The following is a 15,384-nucleotide window of genomic DNA, read 5'->3' as shown; positions in this document are numbered from 1 at the left end:
GATGACTAACATCTCGGCCATGACGAGAGGGGACTCATGAGCGACTGGCCGGTGCTGAAGTCGGCCGTGGCGCCCGGGAGCGAGGCGTACAAACGCAACGCCGAGCTCAACGAGCGGCTGGCCGCCGAGCTGCTCGAACGGCTGGCCGCGGCGGCGCTCGGCGGTCCCGAGCGGTCGCGGCAGCGCCACGTCGAGCGCGGCAAGCTGCTGCCACGCGACCGCGTCGACGGGCTGCTCGACCCGGGTTCCCGCTTCCTGGAGCTGTCGCCGCTGGCGGCCGGCGGCCTCTACGACGACCAGGCGCCCGCCGCCGGGATCATCACCGGCGTCGGCAGGGTGGCCGGGCGCGAGTGCGTGGTCGTGGCCAACGACGCGACCGTCAAGGGCGGCACGTACTACCCGATGACCGTCAAGAAGCACCTGCGCGCGCAGGAGGTGGCCCTGCACAACCACCTGCCCTGCGTCTACCTGGTCGACTCCGGCGGCGCGTTCCTCCCCAGGCAGGACGAGGTCTTCCCCGACCGGGAGCACTTCGGGCGCATCTTCTACAACCAGGCCACGATGTCGGCCCGCGGCATCCCGCAGATCGCCGCGGTGCTCGGCTCGTGCACCGCCGGCGGCGCGTACGTGCCGGCCATGAGCGACGAGGCGGTCATCGTCCGCGGCCAGGGCACGATCTTCCTGGGCGGTCCGCCCCTGGTGAAGGCGGCCACCGGCGAGGAGGTCACGGCCGAGGAGCTGGGCGGCGGCGACCTGCACTCCCGGGTCAGCGGCGTCACCGACCACCTGGCCGAGGACGACGCCCACGCCCTGGCCATCGTCCGCGACATCGTCTCGACGCTGGCCCCCCGGGCCCCCCGCCCCTGGGACACGGTCGCCCCCGAGGAGCCGCGGCACGACCCGCGCGACCTCTACGGCCTCGTCCCGGCCGACACCCGCCAGCCCTACGACGTGCGTGAGGTCATCGCCCGCCTGGTGGACGGCTCGCGCTTCCTGGAGTTCAAGGCCGAGTACGGCTCCACCCTGGTCACCGGCTTCGCCCACCTGCACGGCCACCCGGTGGGCATCGTGGCCAACAACGGCATCCTGTTCAGCGAGTCGGCGATGAAGGGCGCGCACTTCATCGAGCTGTGCGACCAGCGCCGCATCCCGCTGGTGTTCCTGCAGAACATCAGCGGGTTCATGGTCGGCAAGGCGTACGAGGCGGGCGGCATCGCCAAGCACGGCGCCAAGATGGTGACGGCCGTGTCGTGCGCGCGGGTGCCCAAGTTCACGGTGGTGATCGGCGGCTCGTTCGGGGCGGGCAACTACGCCATGGCCGGACGGGCGTACTCGCCCAGGTTCCTGTGGATGTGGCCCAACGCCCGCATCTCCGTCATGGGCGGTGAGCAGGCGGCGAACGTGCTGACCACGGTCGGCAACGCCGACCCCGACGCCATCCGCGCCCAGTACGAGCACCAGGGCAACCCCTACTACTCCACCGCCCGGCTCTGGGACGACGGCGTGATCGACCCGCTCGACACCCGCACCGTCCTCGGTCTGGCCCTGTCCGCGGCGGCCAACGCGCCGCTCGAACCCGCCGGCTACGGCGTCTTCCGGATGTGATCATGTTCTTCGACCGTGTTCTCATCGCCAACCGGGGCGAGATCGCCGTCCGGGTCGTCCGGACGCTGCGCGCGCTCGGCGTCGAGTCGGTGGCGGTGTTCACGCCGCCGGACGCGGGCGCCAGGCACGCCCGCGAAGCAGACATCGCCCTCGAAGTCTCGAAATATCTGGACATCGAGGCGATCGTCGAGGCGGCGCTCGCCTCCGGCGCGCAGGCCGTCCATCCCGGCTACGGCTTCCTGGCCGAGAACGCCGCGTTCGCGCGACGCTGCGCCGAGGCCGGGCTCGTCTTCGTCGGCCCGTCCCCCGAGGCCATCGACGCCATGGGTGACAAGATCCGCGCCAAGGCCACGGTGTCGGCGGCCGGCGTGCCGGTCGTCCCCGGCGGGGCCGAGCCGGGCGACGACCTTGCGGAGTGGGCCGAGTTCCCGGCGCTGATCAAGCCGTCCGCGGGCGGCGGCGGCAAGGGCATGGTGCTGGTGCGCTCGGCCGCCGAGCTGCCCGACGCGCTGGAGTCGGCCCGCCGTACGGCGCGGGCGGCGTTCGGCGACGGCACCCTGCTCATCGAGCGCTACGTCGAGAACCCCCGGCACATCGAGATCCAGGTCATGGCCGACGCCCACGGCAACGTCGTGCACCTGGGCGAGCGCGAGTGCAGCCTGCAGCGACGGCACCAGAAGATCATCGAGGAGGCGCCGTCGCCCTTCGTGACCCCCGCCATGCGCGCCGACATGGGCGCCGCGGCCGTCGAGGCCGCCCGCTCGGTCGGGTACGTCGGCGCGGGCACGGTCGAGTTCATCGTCGACGGCACCACCGGCTCCTACCACTTCATGGAGATGAACACCCGGCTCCAGGTCGAGCACCCGGTCACCGAGCTGGTCACCGGCCTGGACCTGGTGGAGCTGCAACTGCGCGTCGCGGCCGGCGAGCCGCTGCCGTTCGGCCAGGAGCAGGTGCGGCTCGACGGCCACGCCGTCGAGGCGCGGGTCTACGCCGAGGACCCGGCGCGCGGCTTCCTGCCCAGCGGCGGGCGCGTGCTGGCCCTGCGCGAGCCCGGCGACGACGGGCCGGGCCGGGTGCGGGTCGACTCCGGCCTGGCCGAGGACGGCGTCGTCGGCAGCGACTACGACCCCATGCTGTCCAAGGTGATCGCCTGGGCGCCGGAGCGCGGGGCGGCGCTCAGGGCGCTCGACCGGGCGCTCGCCCGTACCGCGGTGCTGGGCGTGGTCACCAACGTGCCGTTCCTGCGCGCGCTCGCCCGCCACCCCGCGGTCGTGGCGGGCGAGCTGGACACCGGCCTGGTCGAACGGGTGCTGCCCGAGCTGCTGCCGGAGTCCGGCGTGCCGCGCGAGGTGGCCGCGGCGGCGGCGCTGATCTTCCACACGCTGCCGCAGGGCCCCGACCCCTGGCAGGTCACCGACGGCTGGCGGGTCGGCGAGCCCGCTTGGACGACCTGGCGGCTGGAGTCGCGCGACGGCGTGCACGCGGTGCCCGTCCGCGGCCTGCCCGGCCGTTCGGCCGAGGTGCTGCTCGACGGCGAGGCGGTGCCCGCCCGGATCACGACCGGCGGCGGCGAGGCGGCCGTCACACTCGGCGGCCGGACCGCCCGCTACCTGACCGCCCGTCACGGCGACACGCTCTGGCTCGGCAAGGACGGCGAGTCGTGGGCGTTCACCCGCCACCTCATCGGCGACCCGGGCGACCGGCCCGGCGCGGCCGCGGCCGGCGACGGCGTGGTCAGGAGCCCCATGCCCGGCACCGTCCTGCTGGTCACGGTGCAGCCCGGCGACCAGGTGAGCAAGGGGCAGCCGCTGGTCGTCGTCGAGGCCATGAAGATGGAGCACACGGTCACCGCCCCGTGCGACGGCGTGGTCGCCGAGCTGCCCGTCCAGCCGGGCAGGCCGGTCGACATGGACGCCGTGCTGGCCGTGGTCACCGGTGAGGAGGCGTGATGCCGTACCGCATGCAAGGGCTTCCCGAGCGGGTCACGGTCTACGAGGTGGGCCCGCGCGACGGCCTGCAGAACGAGTCGGCGATCGTGCCGGTCGAGGTGAAGGCCGAGTTCATCGACCGGCTGGCCGACGCCGGCCACCGGGTCATCGAGGCGACCAGCTTCGTGCACCCCAAGTGGGTGCCGCAGCTGGCCGACGCCGGTGAGCTGCTCGGCCGCCTCGACCGCAGGCCAGGCGTGCGCTACCCGGTGCTGGTGCCCAACGAGCGCGGGCTCGACCGGGCGCTGGAGCTGGGCGTCACCGAGATCGCGATCTTCGCCAGCGCCACCGAGACCTTCGCCGCCAAGAACCTCAACCGCACGCTGGAGAGCCAGTTCGACATGTTCGAGCCGGTCGTGGCCAGGGCGCTGGAGCACGGGCTGCGGGTGCGCGCGTACGTGTCGATGTGCTTCGGCGACCCCTGGGAGGGGCCCACGCCGGTCGGGCAGGTCGTCGCGGTCGGCGAGCGGCTGCTCGGGCTCGGCTGCTACGAGCTGTCGCTCGGCGACACGATCGGCGTCGGCACGCCGGGCCACGTCACCGAGCTGATCGGCGCGTTCGGCGGCCCCGAGCGGCTCGCCGTGCACTTCCACGACACCTACGGGCAGGCGCTCGGCAACACGCTCGCCGCCCTCAAGGCGGGCGTGACCACCGTCGACGCCTCCACCGGCGGCATCGGCGGCTGCCCGTACGCCGAGTCCGCCACCGGCAACCTGGCCACCGAAGACCTCGTGTGGATGTTGCGCGGGCTCGGCATCGAGACCGGGCTCGACCTGGACAAACTCGTGTCCACCAGCACCTGGCTGGCCGAGCGGCTGGGCCGGCCCAGCCCCTCGCGCGTCGTCCAGGCCCTCGCGAAAGGCTGATCATGCTGAACGACGAATACCAAGAGTTGCGCAAGACCGTCGAGGCGTTCGCCCGTGACGTGGTGGCGCCCGTGATCGGCGACTACTACGAGCGCGAGGAGTTCCCCTACGACATCGTGCGCAAGATGGCCGACATGGGGCTGTTCGGCCTGCCGTTCCCGGAGGAGTACGGCGGCATGGGCGGCGACTACTTCGCGCTGTGCCTGGCCCTGGAGGAGCTGGCCCGCGCCGACTCCAGCGTGGCGATCACCCTGGAGGCCGCGGTCTCGCTGGGCGCGATGCCGATCTACCGGTTCGGCACCGACGAGCAGCGCCAGGAGTGGCTGCCCCGGCTGGCCTCCGGCGAGATGCTGGGCGCGTTCGGGCTGACCGAGCCCGGCGGCGGCTCCGACGTGCCGGGCGGCATGCGGACGACCGCCGTGCTCGACGGCGGCGAATGGGTGATCAACGGGACGAAGGCGTTCATCACCAACTCCGGCACCGACATCACCGGCGTGATCGGCGTGGCCGCGCTCACCGGCGAGCGGGAGATCTCCACGATCCTGGTGCCGAGCGGCACGCCGGGGTTCACCGTCTCCAAGAAGTACTCCAAGGTCGGCTGGAACGCCTCCGACACCCGCGAGCTGTCCTTCTCCGACTGCCGGGTGCCCGCCGCCAACCTGCTCGGCGAGCGGGGACGCGGCTACGCGCAGTTCCTGCAGACCCTCGACGAGGGCCGCATCGCCATCGCCGCGCTCAGCGTGGGCCTGGCCCAGGGCTGCGTGGACGAATGCCTCAAGTACGTCAGGGACCGCAAGGCGTTCGGCCACCCGATCGGCCACTACCAGGCCATCCAGTTCAAGATCGCCGACATGGAGGTGCGCGCGCACACCGCCCGCCTGGCCTACTACCACGCGGCCGAGAAGATGCTGGCCGGGGTGCCGTTCAAGAAGGAGGCGGCGATCGCCAAGCTGGTGTCCTCGAACGCGGCCATGGACAACTCCCGCGACGCCACCCAGGTGTTCGGCGGGTACGGCTTCATGAACGAGTTCCCGGTCGGCCGCTTCTACCGCGACGCCAAGATCCTGGAGATCGGCGAGGGCACCAGCGAGGTGCAGCGCATGCTCATCGCCCGTCAGCTCGGCCTCGGCGACCTCTGACCGGACGCCGTACCGGACGTCACGGCACACTCCCGTGGCACGATGGACGAAAGGGCACAGAGGTTCTAGTGTCGTACCTCATGACGGCGGACGATCTTCTCATCAGGAGGGCGGAGAAGGCGGACGCGGACGAGGTGTTCGCGTTGGCGCGCGAGTTCGGGCTGACCTTCAGGCCGGAGCGCGCGGCCTTCGACGCCGCGCTCCCGCAACTCCTGCGCAACGAGGACGCCCTGCTGCTCACGGCCGTCGTGGGCGGACGCGTCCACGGATACCTGCTGGGGTTCGTGCACCTGACGCTGTTCGCCAACGGGCCGGTCGCCTGGGTCGAGGAGGCGATGGTCCAGTCGGGCTCGCGCCGGCAGGGCATCGGCCGCCGGCTGCTGGAGGAGTTCGAGGCGTGGGCGCGTACCCGGCGGGCCGGGTACGTGGCGATGGCCACCCGGCGGGCGCCGGAGTTCTACCACGCCCTGGGCTACGAGGCGTCGGCCACCTTCTTCCGCAAGGTTTTGCGCTGACAGACGACGGCCTGGAGTTTCGGTCCGTTTTGTCGGTGTTTGATGGCATCCTTGGGGCGTGAGCATTCACACCGTCAGCCCCCTGTTCGTCGGGCGCGCCCGCGAGCTGCACGCTCTGGGCGACGCCCTGGTCAGAGCACGTGCGGGCGCGTCGTCCACCGTGCTCGTCGGCGGCGAGGCGGGGGTCGGCAAGACCCGCCTGATCAGCGAGTTCATCGACCGGGCGGGCGATGCGCGGGTGCTCGTCGGCGGCTGCCTGGAGCTGGGCACCGAGGGCCTGCCGTTCGCGCCGTTCACGGCCGTGCTGCGCGGGCTCGTGCGCGAGCTCGGGCGCGACGGCGTGGCGGCGCTGGTGCCCGGGGGCACGACGCGCGGGCTGGCCCGGCTGCTGCCCGAGTTCGGCGAGCCGGACAAGGACGGCGCCGAGGCGCGGGCCCGGCTGTTCGAGCAGGTGCTCGGGCTGCTGGAGCGCCTGGCCGAGGAACGTCCGGTGCTGCTGGTGGTCGAGGACGCCCACTGGGCCGACCGTTCCACCCGCGACCTGCTGTCCTTCCTGGTCCGCTACCAGCGCACGGCGGCCCGGCTGATGATCGTGGTCACCTACCGCACCGACGAGCTCCACCGCACCCATCCGCTCCGGCCGATGCTGGCCGAGCTGGGCCGCATCGAGTGGGTGAGCCGGGTCGAGCTGCGCAGGCTCACCCGCAGGGAGGCCGTCGCGCAGGCGGCCAGCATCCTGCGGCGCGAGCCGTCGGCCGCCGCGATGGACCTGATCTACGCCCGCAGCGAGGGCAACCCGCTGTTCGTCGAGGCGCTGCTGAGCGAGGCCGACGGCGGCGACATGCTCCCCGAGTCCCTGCGCGACCTGCTGCTGGCCAGCGTCGAGCGGCTGCCCGACGAGACCCAGGAGCTGCTGCGGGTGGCCAGCGCGGGCGGCCAGCGCATCGAGCACGACCTGCTGAGCGCGGTGGCCGGGCTCGACGACACCGCCCTGTCGCGGGCGCTGCGCCCCGCCGTGGCGGGCAACGTGCTGGTGGTCGACGGCGAGGGCTACGGCTTCCGGCACGCGCTCATCCGCGAGGCGCTCCACGACGACCTGCTGCCCGGCGAGCACACCCGCCTCCACACCCGCTACGCCGAGGCACTCGAACGCGACCTGTCGATCCTGCCCGCCCCGCGCGGCGCGATCGAGCTGGCCCACCACTGGCACTCCGCCCACGACTCCACCTGGGCGCTGGTCAGCGCCTGGCGCGCGGCCGCCGCGGCCCGCAAGTCCACCGCCTACGACGAGCAGCTCAGGATGCTCTCGCGGGTGCTGGAGCTGTGGGACCAGGTGCCCGACGCCGCCGAGCGCATCGGCTGCGGCCGCCTCGACGTGCTGCGGCAGACCGCCACGGTCGCCCACCTCGCCGGCGAGTACGAACGCAGCCTGGCCATGGCCGGGGCCGCGCTCGCCGAGGTCGACCTCGACGCCGACCCGATCACCGCGGCCACCCTGCTGCGCCAGCGCGGCCTGACCCGCTACGACCTGGGCCGCGCCGGCTACCTCGACGACCTGCGCCAGGCGGCCGAGCTGGTGCCCGCCGAGCCGCCGACCAAGCTGCGCGGCCAGGTCCTGGAGACGCTGGCGCGCATGCTGCACCGTCCGGAGGACTGGCCGGAGAAGCTGGCGACGGCGCAGCTCGCCATGGAGATCGGCCACGAGATGGGCGACGCCAACGTCGAGGCCCACGCGCTCATCAGCCTCGCCTGGGCGCGGTCCCGCTTCTCCGACATCGAGGCCCAGCTCGGGCAGTTCGCCGAGGCGCGCCGGGTCGCCCGCGCCCAGGGCGCCTACAACGCGCTGATGCGCTGCGCGATCTCCGAGTCCGACGCGCTGGAGGGCGCAGGACGGCACGAGCGGGCCGCCCAGGTCGCCCGCGAGGGCGTGCAGGAGGCCGGGCACTACGGCCTGGCGCGCACGTCCGGCACGTTCCTGGCGATCAACCTGACCGAGCCGCTGCTCTCGCTGGGCCGCTGGGACGAGGCGCTCCAGGTGGTCGAGCAGGCGCTCGACCTCGCGCCGCCGGCCCCCTACCGGGCCAGCCTCCAGGGGTTCGTGATGGACATCGCGCTCGCGCGGGGGCAGATCGACCGGGCCGACAGGCTGCTGTCGTCCTCCGCCAGCGTGTTCGCGCGCGGCACCTACCGGGACCAGACCGTGCTGCCGCAGCTGCGCAGGCAGGTCCTGCTGCTGCGGGCGCAGGGGCGGCTCGGCGAGGCGCTGGAGGCCGCGGCCCGGGGGCTGGAGAAGCAGGACCTGCGGCCCTCGCCGCGCTACGCCTGGCCGCTGCTGGTGACGTTCGCGCAGCTCGCCCGGCCCGCTCTCGGCGAGGCCGGCGCGCCGCACGCGGGGGTCGCGGCGGCCGTCGTGGAGCGGCTGCGGGAGGTGGCGCGGGAGCTGGCCGTCGACGGCGACCTCCAGGAGGCGCAGCGGCTGACGTTCGCGGCGCTGACCGGGCCGGAGGAGGGGCTCGGCGGGGCGGCCCAGCTCAAGGCGTGGGAGTCGGCGGTGGCGGCCTGGGCGGGGTTGCGGCAGCCGTACGCGGAGGCGCAGTGCCTGGTGGGGGCCGCCCAGGCGGCGCTGGCCGAGGGCGACCGGCGGGCCGCGGCCGCGATGGTGGCGCGGGCGCGGGAGCTGGCCGCGCAGCTGGGCGCCACGCCGCTGCTCGAACAGCTCGACGTGTTCGGACGGCGGGCCCGCGTCGGCGGCGCCGACGAGCCCGACGGACCGCCGCTGGGGCTGACCGCGCGCGAGCTGGAGGTGCTGCGCGAGGTGAGCAACGGGCGCAGCAACCGGGAGATCGCCGCGGCGCTGTTCATCTCGGTGAAGACGGTCAGCGTGCACGTCTCCAACATCCTGGCCAAGCTGGGCGTCGCCACCCGCGGCGAGGCGGCGGCCACGGCCCACCGGCTGGGCCTGTTCGGGTGACCGCGTAGGCGCGAGCGTCAGCCGGTGAGCTGGGCCTCCAGGCGGTAGCCGTCCACCGTGACGTAGACCTGGTCGCCGGGGCGGGCGTTCAGGCGCATGAGCACCGGCTGCAGCGAGTCGAAGACCGGCTGGTGGCCCTGCCAGACCAGCACGATCGCGTTGTCGCCGGGCCCGGTCACCGACAGCAGGGTGCCCGGACGCATGCCGAGCTGGGCCGCGTAGCCCTCCGGCACCGGCACCGGGCCGCCCCTGAGGTGTTCCGGGGTGACCTCGATGCGCTGCCAGCGGCGCGGGTCGGACGACGGGCTCGGCAGCGGCGGAGGCGGCGTGGCCGGCGTTCCGGCCAGGCTGCCGGGCAGCATGCCCGACCGGCCGCCGGACAGCGCGGACAACGTGGCCAGGGCCGCCGAGGGGTCGATCGAGTTCGCGCCCGCCGTCGGGATGGGCTGGCCGCCCCGGTGGTGGTGGCCGTTGGCGCCCGGCGTACGGCGGGGGAGCGGCTGGGCGGGCTGCGGGGAGGCGTCCGCCGGGCCGGGGGCCGACTCCGAGGGCAGGGCGTCGAGCCACGCCTTGGCGGAGTGGGCGCGGATGCCCAGCTCGGCGAGCAGCTCCACGACGTCGGTGTCCGGCGGGGCGGCGGCCAGGAGCTGCCGCGTACGGGCCTGGAGGCCGTGGATGTCGCCGACGACCAGCCAGCCGTCCTGGAGGCGGCGGTCGGGCATGAGCGTCACCAAGACCCGCCACAGAGGCGTGCGCAGCGACGGGACCATCGCGGGGTGGGCCGGGTCGGCGCCGATGAGCTGCTCCTCGGTGGCCGCCGCGCCGAGCCATTCGGTGAGCCGGAACATGTGGCCGGTGACCGGCGCGGACTCCGACGAGCGCAGCCAGTGCAGGACGCGTTCCTCGGCGGTGCGCTGGGCCTGGGAGAGCACCTCGCGGTCCACCAGCAGCTTGTGGGCCAGCGTGCGCAGGCTGACCGGGTCCTCGGCGAACAGCCGGTGCACGGCGACGGCCAGCTCCAGCTTGTCCAGGCTGCGGAACAGGCCGTCCACGACGCGGACCATCGCGTGGTCGGGGTCGGCGGGGACCTGGCCGGGAGCGGGCGTCCCGCCGGGGACGGGGGCGGCGTACGGGGGGCCGTCGGGGGCCTGCGGGCCGCCGTCCGGACGCCCGGCGGTGGGCCGCTGCGGCAGCCGTGCACCACCCTGCGCCGGGAAGGACCCGGTCTGAGGCCCACCGGACGGCTGCGCGGGGAACGACCCGGTCTGAGGCCCATTGGCGGGCTGAGCCGGGACCGACCCGGTCTGACGGCCGCCTTCGGGTTGAGCCGGGAACGAGCCGGTCTGGCGGGCGCCTTCGGGCTGGGCCGGGAACGATCCGGTCTGGCGGGCGGCGTCGGGCTGGGCGGTGAAGGAGCCGGTCTGGTGTCCCTGGCCGCTCTCGGGCGGCGGGGGGAACGAGCCGGGCTGCTGGGCGGCGGGCCGGGCCGCGGCCGGGCGCTGCGGCAGGCCGCCCTCACCGGCCGGGGCCTGGCGCGGGGCGCCCTGGGGCTGAGCGGGGAAGGCGTCGCTGTGCGGGGTGAAGGCGGCGGGCGGGCGCTGGGGGCCGCTGCCGGGCTGGGCGGCGTACGCATCGGGCTCGGCCACCGGGACGGCCGGGAAAGACCCCGTCGCGCCACGCGCGAGCGGACGGGTGACGTCCGGCGAGGCGGACTGCTGAGCGGGTACGGCCTCCCGCTGCGCCGGGATGCGCCCGAGCACCTCGCGCAGCACCGAGCCGACCACCACCTCGGGCGTCGCCGACGGGGTGCCGAGATCGCCGGGCGACAGGCGGCGCAGCCGCTGCCAGCCGCCGAGCCCCGTGATCGCCGTACGGGTGGCCTCCGGCCAGCCGGGCAGCGCCGGATCGACCTGATGGACGGCGAGCGCGGGAAGCAGGTCCACCAGCGGCAGATGGTCCCAGCGGGTGGAGATCAGCCGGGCGAGCCGTTCGCAGACCCAGTCGAGACCCGCCGTGCCGAGCGCCCTGGACACCGCGAGCGAGGACCACCACCCCGCCGGCAGCCGCGGATCACCCAGCACCTCGGCCACCTGCTGAGGGCGGCTCCAGCGCAGAGCAGGGACGAGGTCGCTCAGGCAGATCGATGACTCGACTTCCATCGGCGGACCTTATCCTCCCCAGTGGGCCGCGTGGGCAACCCGGTACGCATGTGGCTAATGGTGCAGCCTACGCGGCAAGCTATCAATCAGTGTGAATAGGGTAAAGACGGTTCAGATCCAAACCGTACCGTGGACGGCCGCCCACCTGGGCCACACATTGCGCACCGGCACGGCAACCCGCCTCCAGCGCGAGCGCGGCGTCCGCCCCCTGGAGGATGGCGGCGAGATACCCGGCCGCGAAGGCGTCACCGGCGCCCGTGGAGTCCACGACCTCGGCGGACACGCCCGCGCACGTCGCCGTGACCGCGCCGTCCACCGCCACCAGCGCGCCCTCGGCGCCCAGTTTCACGACCGCTGTGCCGTACGTCTCACTCAGCAGCACGGCGGCCCGCTCCGGCGACGGGGCACCGGTCAGGACGAGGGCCTCGTCCAGGTTCGGGATGATCAGGTCGGCCGCGGACGTCTCCCGCATGAAACGTTCGACGCCGAAGTCCCGCAGCGGGCCCGTCGAGGCCGGGTCGATGCTGACCGGCACCCCGGCGGCGACGGCGTCCCGGACGGCGGCCCTGGCCAGGCGGAGGCCGGGCGCCGCGAACAGCGTGTAACCCGACAGGTGCAGCCGCCCGACACCGTCGAGCAGGGACGGGTCCCAGTCGGCGTCGGAGATCAGGCCGCCCGCGCCGCGGTTGGTGAGCATGGAACGCTCGCCGGTCTTGTCCACCATGGCGATCACGACCGCCGTGGGGTGCTCCTGGTCCACCAGCACGTGGGGCCGGACCCCGGTCCTGACCAGCTCGGTCGTGTGCCACTCGCTGCTGTCGTAGCCGAGCTTGGCCAGCAGCCGCGAGTCGGCCCCCAGGTGGGCGGCCCAGGCGGCGGTGTTCGCGCCCGAGCCGCCGGGCCGCAGCACGATCTCCGCGGCGGTGTCGGTGCCCGCCATGACCGGGGAGCCGTGCAGCGCCACCACATCGGTGACGACGTCACCGACGACCAGGAGACCCGTGTCACTCACGCCCGCGACCAGGCCACGGCGATCTCGGCGGCCAGGGCGGTGTTCCCGCGTACGGCGGCCAGGTTGGCCTCCAGCGAGGCGCCGCCGGTGCCGTTGACGAGGTAGCTGAGCAGGAAGGGCGTGATCGCCTGCCCCTTGACGCCCTCGCGCTCGGCGGCGGCCAGCGCCTCGGCCAGCACGCGGTCGTGCAGCGCCGGGTCGAGCTGCTGGTCCCGCGGCACCGGGTTGGCCACGATGAACGCGGTCTCCGGACCGGCCAGCGCGTCCTGGCCGCGCATGACGGCGGCGGCGTCCTCGGGCGACTCGATCCGCCAGTCGATCGGCTGGCCGGAGGAGTTCAGGTAGAAGCCGGGGAAGGTGTCGGTACGGTAGCCGGCCACCGTCACGCCGCGCGTCTCCAGCCGCTGCAGCGTGGCCGGCACGTCGAGGATCGACTTCACGCCCGCGCACACGACCGTGATGCGGGTGCGGGCCAGGGTGTCGAGGTCGGCGGACTCGTCCTGGTCCTCGGTCCAGCCGCGGTGCACGCCGCCCAGGCCGCCGGTCGCGAAGATCCGGACGCCGGCGCGGGCGGCCAGGAACGACGTGGCCGACACCGTGGTCGCCCCGCTCGCCTTCAGGGCGGCGGCCAGCGGCAGGTCGCGCTGGCCCAGCTTGCGCAGCCCGGACTCGGTGGCGATGCGCTCCAGCTCCAGCTCGTCCAGGCCGATCCTGGCCACGCCGTCGAGGACGGCGATCGTCGCCGGGACCGCGCCCGCCGCGCGGACCACACCCTCCAGCTCGCGGGCCACCTCCAGGTTGCGCGGCTGCGGCAGGCCGTGGGAGATGATCGTGGACTCCAGGGCCACGACGGGCGCGCCGCCGGCCAGGGCCTCGGCGACCTCGTCGGACGGCTGGAGGAAGGGATCGGTGGCGCTGCGCATGACGGGTTTCAAGCTCCTTGAGTGGTCCTGGCCGGTTCAGGGAGAACGGCGTGCCTGACGGAATTTGTTCCGAACAGAGCAGCGTACGGTGGCCTGGCCAGGACGTCCACTCAGGCGGCTGTCACAGCAGCACGGCGACCCCGGTGAGCGAGACGGCCGCGATGAGCCCGGTGGCGATGGCGCCGAGCAGCACGGCCCGCCCGCCCTTGACGAGCTTGCGCACGTCGATCCCGGTGCCCAGGCCGAACAGGGCGGCGGCCATGAGCACGTTGGTGACCTGCGGGACCGCCCGCGTGACGACGTCCGGCACCCAGCCGGTGCTGCGTACCGCCACCATGACGAGGAACGCCGCCACGAACAGCGGCATGACCGGGGTCCGGCGCCCCTCCCGCCGGCTCGCCGCGGGCGCACCGGCCACGGAGCGGCGGGCACGGAAGGACGTCAGGGCGACGAGCGGGGCCAGCAGCACGACGCGGGCCAGCTTGACCGTCACCGCGGCGGCCAGGACGCCCGACGCGGCGCCGATCGCGGCCACCTGCGCCACCTCGTGCACGGCCGCGCCGGTCCAGACGCCGAGCTGGGCCGGCGACAGCCCGAGCAGCGCCGCCAGAGCCGGGACGGCCACGATGGCCGCGCTGCCGTAGAGCACGACCACGCTCAGCGCGGCGGCCGCGTCGTCGTCGTCGTCGGCGTCGTCCGCGCTCTCGCGCATGGCCGCGACCGCCGCCGCCCCGCAGATGGACACCCCGGTCGCGACCAGCAGCGACGTGCCGGGCGACAGGCCCAGGCGGCGGCCGATCAGCGGCGTCACCGCGAACGTCACGCCGGTCGCCGTCACCACGATCACCAGCGTCTGCCAGCCGAGCGCGAGCACCTGCGGCAGCGCGATCTGGAGCCCGAGCAGCGCGATCGCCACTCGCAGCACCCGCCGGGCCACGAACGCCAGCCCCGGCCTGAACCGCTCCCAGACGGCCCCCGCCCCGGCCCACCGCGCGGACGTCGCCGCCCAGGCCACGAGGTTGGCCAGGACCGCCCCGGACAGCACCGCGATCACCGCCGGGCTGAACGCCGGGGCGAACCGGTTCACCACCACGGCCACCACCACGGCGGCGGCGGCCAGCCCGATGCCCGGCCACACCGACGCCGCGGGGGCGGCCGGCGCCTCGCCGCCTCGGGGGTCGGGTGTCGGCCGGGGCGCGGTGAGCGGGGGGATCCGCTGGTCGGGGAGAGGCATGATGCCAGTCTTCGGGGCCTGCGTACCGGCCGGTAGACACGCGTTGACTGGGAGGCCATAGCCTGTGGCTATGAGTGCGCTGCCGGATCTCGACTCGCTGAAGCTGCTGGTCGACGTGGGCGAGCTGGGCAGCCTGGGCCAGGCGGCCAAGGCGGCGGGCATGGCCCAGCCGTCGGCCAGCAAGCGGGTGGCCATGCTGGAGCGCCGCCTCGGCGTCCCCCTGCTGGAGCGCACGCCGCGCGGGTCCACGCTCACCGCCGAGGGCCGGATGGTGGCCGGGTGGGCGGCCCAGGTGCTGGCCGCGGCCGAGGAGCTGATGCGGGCCGTGCAGGCCGTGCGGCACAGCGAGGCGGCCCACCTGCGGGTGGCCGCCAGCATGACGGTGGCCGAGTACCTGGTGCCGCGCTGGCTCGGCGAGTTGCAGAACCGTGAGCCCGAGGTCCAGGTGGGGCTGGACGTGGTCAACTCCACCGACGTCGCGGCCAGGGTGCTGGGCGAGGAGGTGGAGCTGGGGTTCGTCGAGGGGCCGACCGTGCCCGAGGGGCTGGACAGCCGGGTGGTCGGCACCGACCGGCTGGTCGTCGTGGTGGCCCCCGGCCATCCCTGGGCCCGCCGCCGTACGGCCCTGCGCGGGGCCGAGCTGGCCGCCACGCCCCTCGTGGTACGCGAGCCGGGCTCAGGTACCCGCGAGACCCTGGACGTGGCGTTCAAGAGCCTCCACCGGGCCAGCCCCCGCCTGGAGCTCGGGTCGAACTCGGCGGTCAAGGGGGCGGCGCAGGCGGGGGCCGCGCCCGCCGTGCTCAGCCGTTACGCGGTCGAGGCGGACATCGCGACCGGCCGCCTGGTCGAGGTGCCGCTCGCCGGGCTCAACCTGGTGCGGAACCTGCGCGCGGTGTGGCGGCGCGGGCGCTCGCTCACCGCCCCGGCCGCCACGCTCCTGGCCATCGCCAGCCGCCCGTGAGGAGGTCC

11 protein-coding genes are annotated in these 15,384 nt (G+C 74.4%); 7 read left to right on the top strand and 4 right to left on the bottom strand.

The genetic code is table 11. The features are described from left to right. Nucleotides 1-36: 36 nt before the first annotated feature. The 6 genes from ABZ459_RS01750 to ABZ459_RS01725 all read left to right on the top strand — a co-directional run bounded on the left by ABZ459_RS01750 (nucleotide 37) and on the right by ABZ459_RS01725 (nucleotide 9,087). Nucleotides 37-1,605 carry a carboxyl transferase domain-containing protein gene (locus tag ABZ459_RS01750; RefSeq protein ID WP_357964597.1) on the top strand — a complete coding sequence of 523 codons (1,569 nt, stop codon included), beginning with the start codon at nucleotides 37-39 and terminating at the stop codon, nucleotides 1,603-1,605. Nucleotides 1,606-1,607: 2 nt separating this feature from the next. Beyond that, nucleotides 1,608-3,557, top strand: a complete 1,950-nt coding sequence (locus ABZ459_RS01745) for a biotin carboxylase N-terminal domain-containing protein (protein WP_357964596.1) — start codon at nucleotides 1,608-1,610, stop codon at nucleotides 3,555-3,557. Then, the gene (locus ABZ459_RS01740) at nucleotides 3,557-4,462 is read left to right on the top strand and encodes a hydroxymethylglutaryl-CoA lyase (protein WP_357964594.1); all 906 of its coding nucleotides are present in this window, start codon (nucleotides 3,557-3,559) and stop codon (nucleotides 4,460-4,462) included. Before ABZ459_RS01745 ends, ABZ459_RS01740 begins: the two co-directional genes overlap by 1 nt. 2 nt (nucleotides 4,463-4,464) lie before the next feature. Next, nucleotides 4,465-5,601 (top strand): acyl-CoA dehydrogenase family protein, encoded by a 1,137-nt coding sequence (locus tag ABZ459_RS01735; RefSeq protein WP_352357043.1) that lies wholly within the window; start codon nucleotides 4,465-4,467, stop codon nucleotides 5,599-5,601. An 80-nt stretch (nucleotides 5,602-5,681) separates the two neighbouring features. Continuing rightward, nucleotides 5,682-6,116 carry a GNAT family N-acetyltransferase gene (locus ABZ459_RS01730; protein WP_357964592.1) on the top strand — a complete coding sequence of 145 codons (435 nt, stop codon included), beginning with the start codon at nucleotides 5,682-5,684 and terminating at the stop codon, nucleotides 6,114-6,116. A gap of 58 nt (nucleotides 6,117-6,174) precedes the next feature. Continuing rightward, the gene (locus tag ABZ459_RS01725; RefSeq protein WP_357964591.1) at nucleotides 6,175-9,087 is read left to right on the top strand and encodes an AAA family ATPase; all 2,913 of its coding nucleotides are present in this window, start codon (nucleotides 6,175-6,177) and stop codon (nucleotides 9,085-9,087) included. Nucleotides 9,088-9,104: 17 nt separating this feature from the next. On the opposite strand, the gene ABZ459_RS01720 is transcribed toward ABZ459_RS01725, so the two are convergent. From ABZ459_RS01720 to ABZ459_RS01705, 4 genes are all read right to left on the bottom strand, one after another. Further along, nucleotides 9,105-11,246, bottom strand: a complete 2,142-nt coding sequence (locus tag ABZ459_RS01720) for a hypothetical protein (RefSeq protein ID WP_357964590.1) — start codon at nucleotides 11,244-11,246, stop codon at nucleotides 9,105-9,107. Between the two features lie 82 nt (nucleotides 11,247-11,328). Continuing rightward, nucleotides 11,329-12,258 carry a sugar kinase gene (locus ABZ459_RS01715; RefSeq protein WP_357964589.1) on the bottom strand — a complete coding sequence of 310 codons (930 nt, stop codon included), beginning with the start codon at nucleotides 12,256-12,258 and terminating at the stop codon, nucleotides 11,329-11,331. Further along, nucleotides 12,255-13,181: a pseudouridine-5'-phosphate glycosidase gene (locus tag ABZ459_RS01710; protein WP_357964587.1), complete on the bottom strand. Its 927-nt coding sequence runs from the start codon at nucleotides 13,179-13,181 to the stop codon at nucleotides 12,255-12,257. Before ABZ459_RS01710 ends, ABZ459_RS01715 begins: the two co-directional genes overlap by 4 nt. 121 nt (nucleotides 13,182-13,302) lie before the next feature. After that, complete coding sequence (locus ABZ459_RS01705; RefSeq protein ID WP_357964585.1) at nucleotides 13,303-14,415, bottom strand: putative sulfate exporter family transporter; 1,113 nt, start codon at nucleotides 14,413-14,415, stop codon at nucleotides 13,303-13,305. A 70-nt stretch (nucleotides 14,416-14,485) separates the two neighbouring features. On the opposite strand from ABZ459_RS01705, the gene ABZ459_RS01700 reads away from it, so the two are divergent. Further along, nucleotides 14,486-15,376: a LysR substrate-binding domain-containing protein gene (locus tag ABZ459_RS01700; protein ID WP_357964584.1), complete on the top strand. Its 891-nt coding sequence runs from the start codon at nucleotides 14,486-14,488 to the stop codon at nucleotides 15,374-15,376. Nucleotides 15,377-15,384 lie beyond the last annotated feature (8 nt).

Source organism: Nonomuraea sp. NPDC005692 (genome assembly GCF_040631115.1).
GTDB lineage: Bacteria > Actinomycetota > Actinomycetes > Streptosporangiales > Streptosporangiaceae > Nonomuraea.
This window is presented reverse-complemented; position numbering and strand designations above follow the sequence as displayed.

Coding starts and splice junctions, on each gene's coding strand:
- ABZ459_RS01705 (WP_357964585.1), bottom strand. CDS start 14,415: ATGCCTCTCCCCGACCAGCGGATCCCCCCGCTCACCGCGCCCCGGCCG.
- ABZ459_RS01750 (WP_357964597.1), top strand. CDS start 37: ATGAGCGACTGGCCGGTGCTGAAGTCGGCCGTGGCGCCCGGGAGCGAG.
- ABZ459_RS01745 (WP_357964596.1), top strand. CDS start 1,608: ATGTTCTTCGACCGTGTTCTCATCGCCAACCGGGGCGAGATCGCCGTC.
- ABZ459_RS01700 (WP_357964584.1), top strand. CDS start 14,486: ATGAGTGCGCTGCCGGATCTCGACTCGCTGAAGCTGCTGGTCGACGTG.
- ABZ459_RS01730 (WP_357964592.1), top strand. CDS start 5,682: ATGACGGCGGACGATCTTCTCATCAGGAGGGCGGAGAAGGCGGACGCG.
- ABZ459_RS01740 (WP_357964594.1), top strand. CDS start 3,557: ATGCCGTACCGCATGCAAGGGCTTCCCGAGCGGGTCACGGTCTACGAG.
- ABZ459_RS01735 (WP_352357043.1), top strand. CDS start 4,465: ATGCTGAACGACGAATACCAAGAGTTGCGCAAGACCGTCGAGGCGTTC.
- ABZ459_RS01720 (WP_357964590.1), bottom strand. CDS start 11,246: ATGGAAGTCGAGTCATCGATCTGCCTGAGCGACCTCGTCCCTGCTCTG.
- ABZ459_RS01710 (WP_357964587.1), bottom strand. CDS start 13,181: ATGCGCAGCGCCACCGATCCCTTCCTCCAGCCGTCCGACGAGGTCGCC.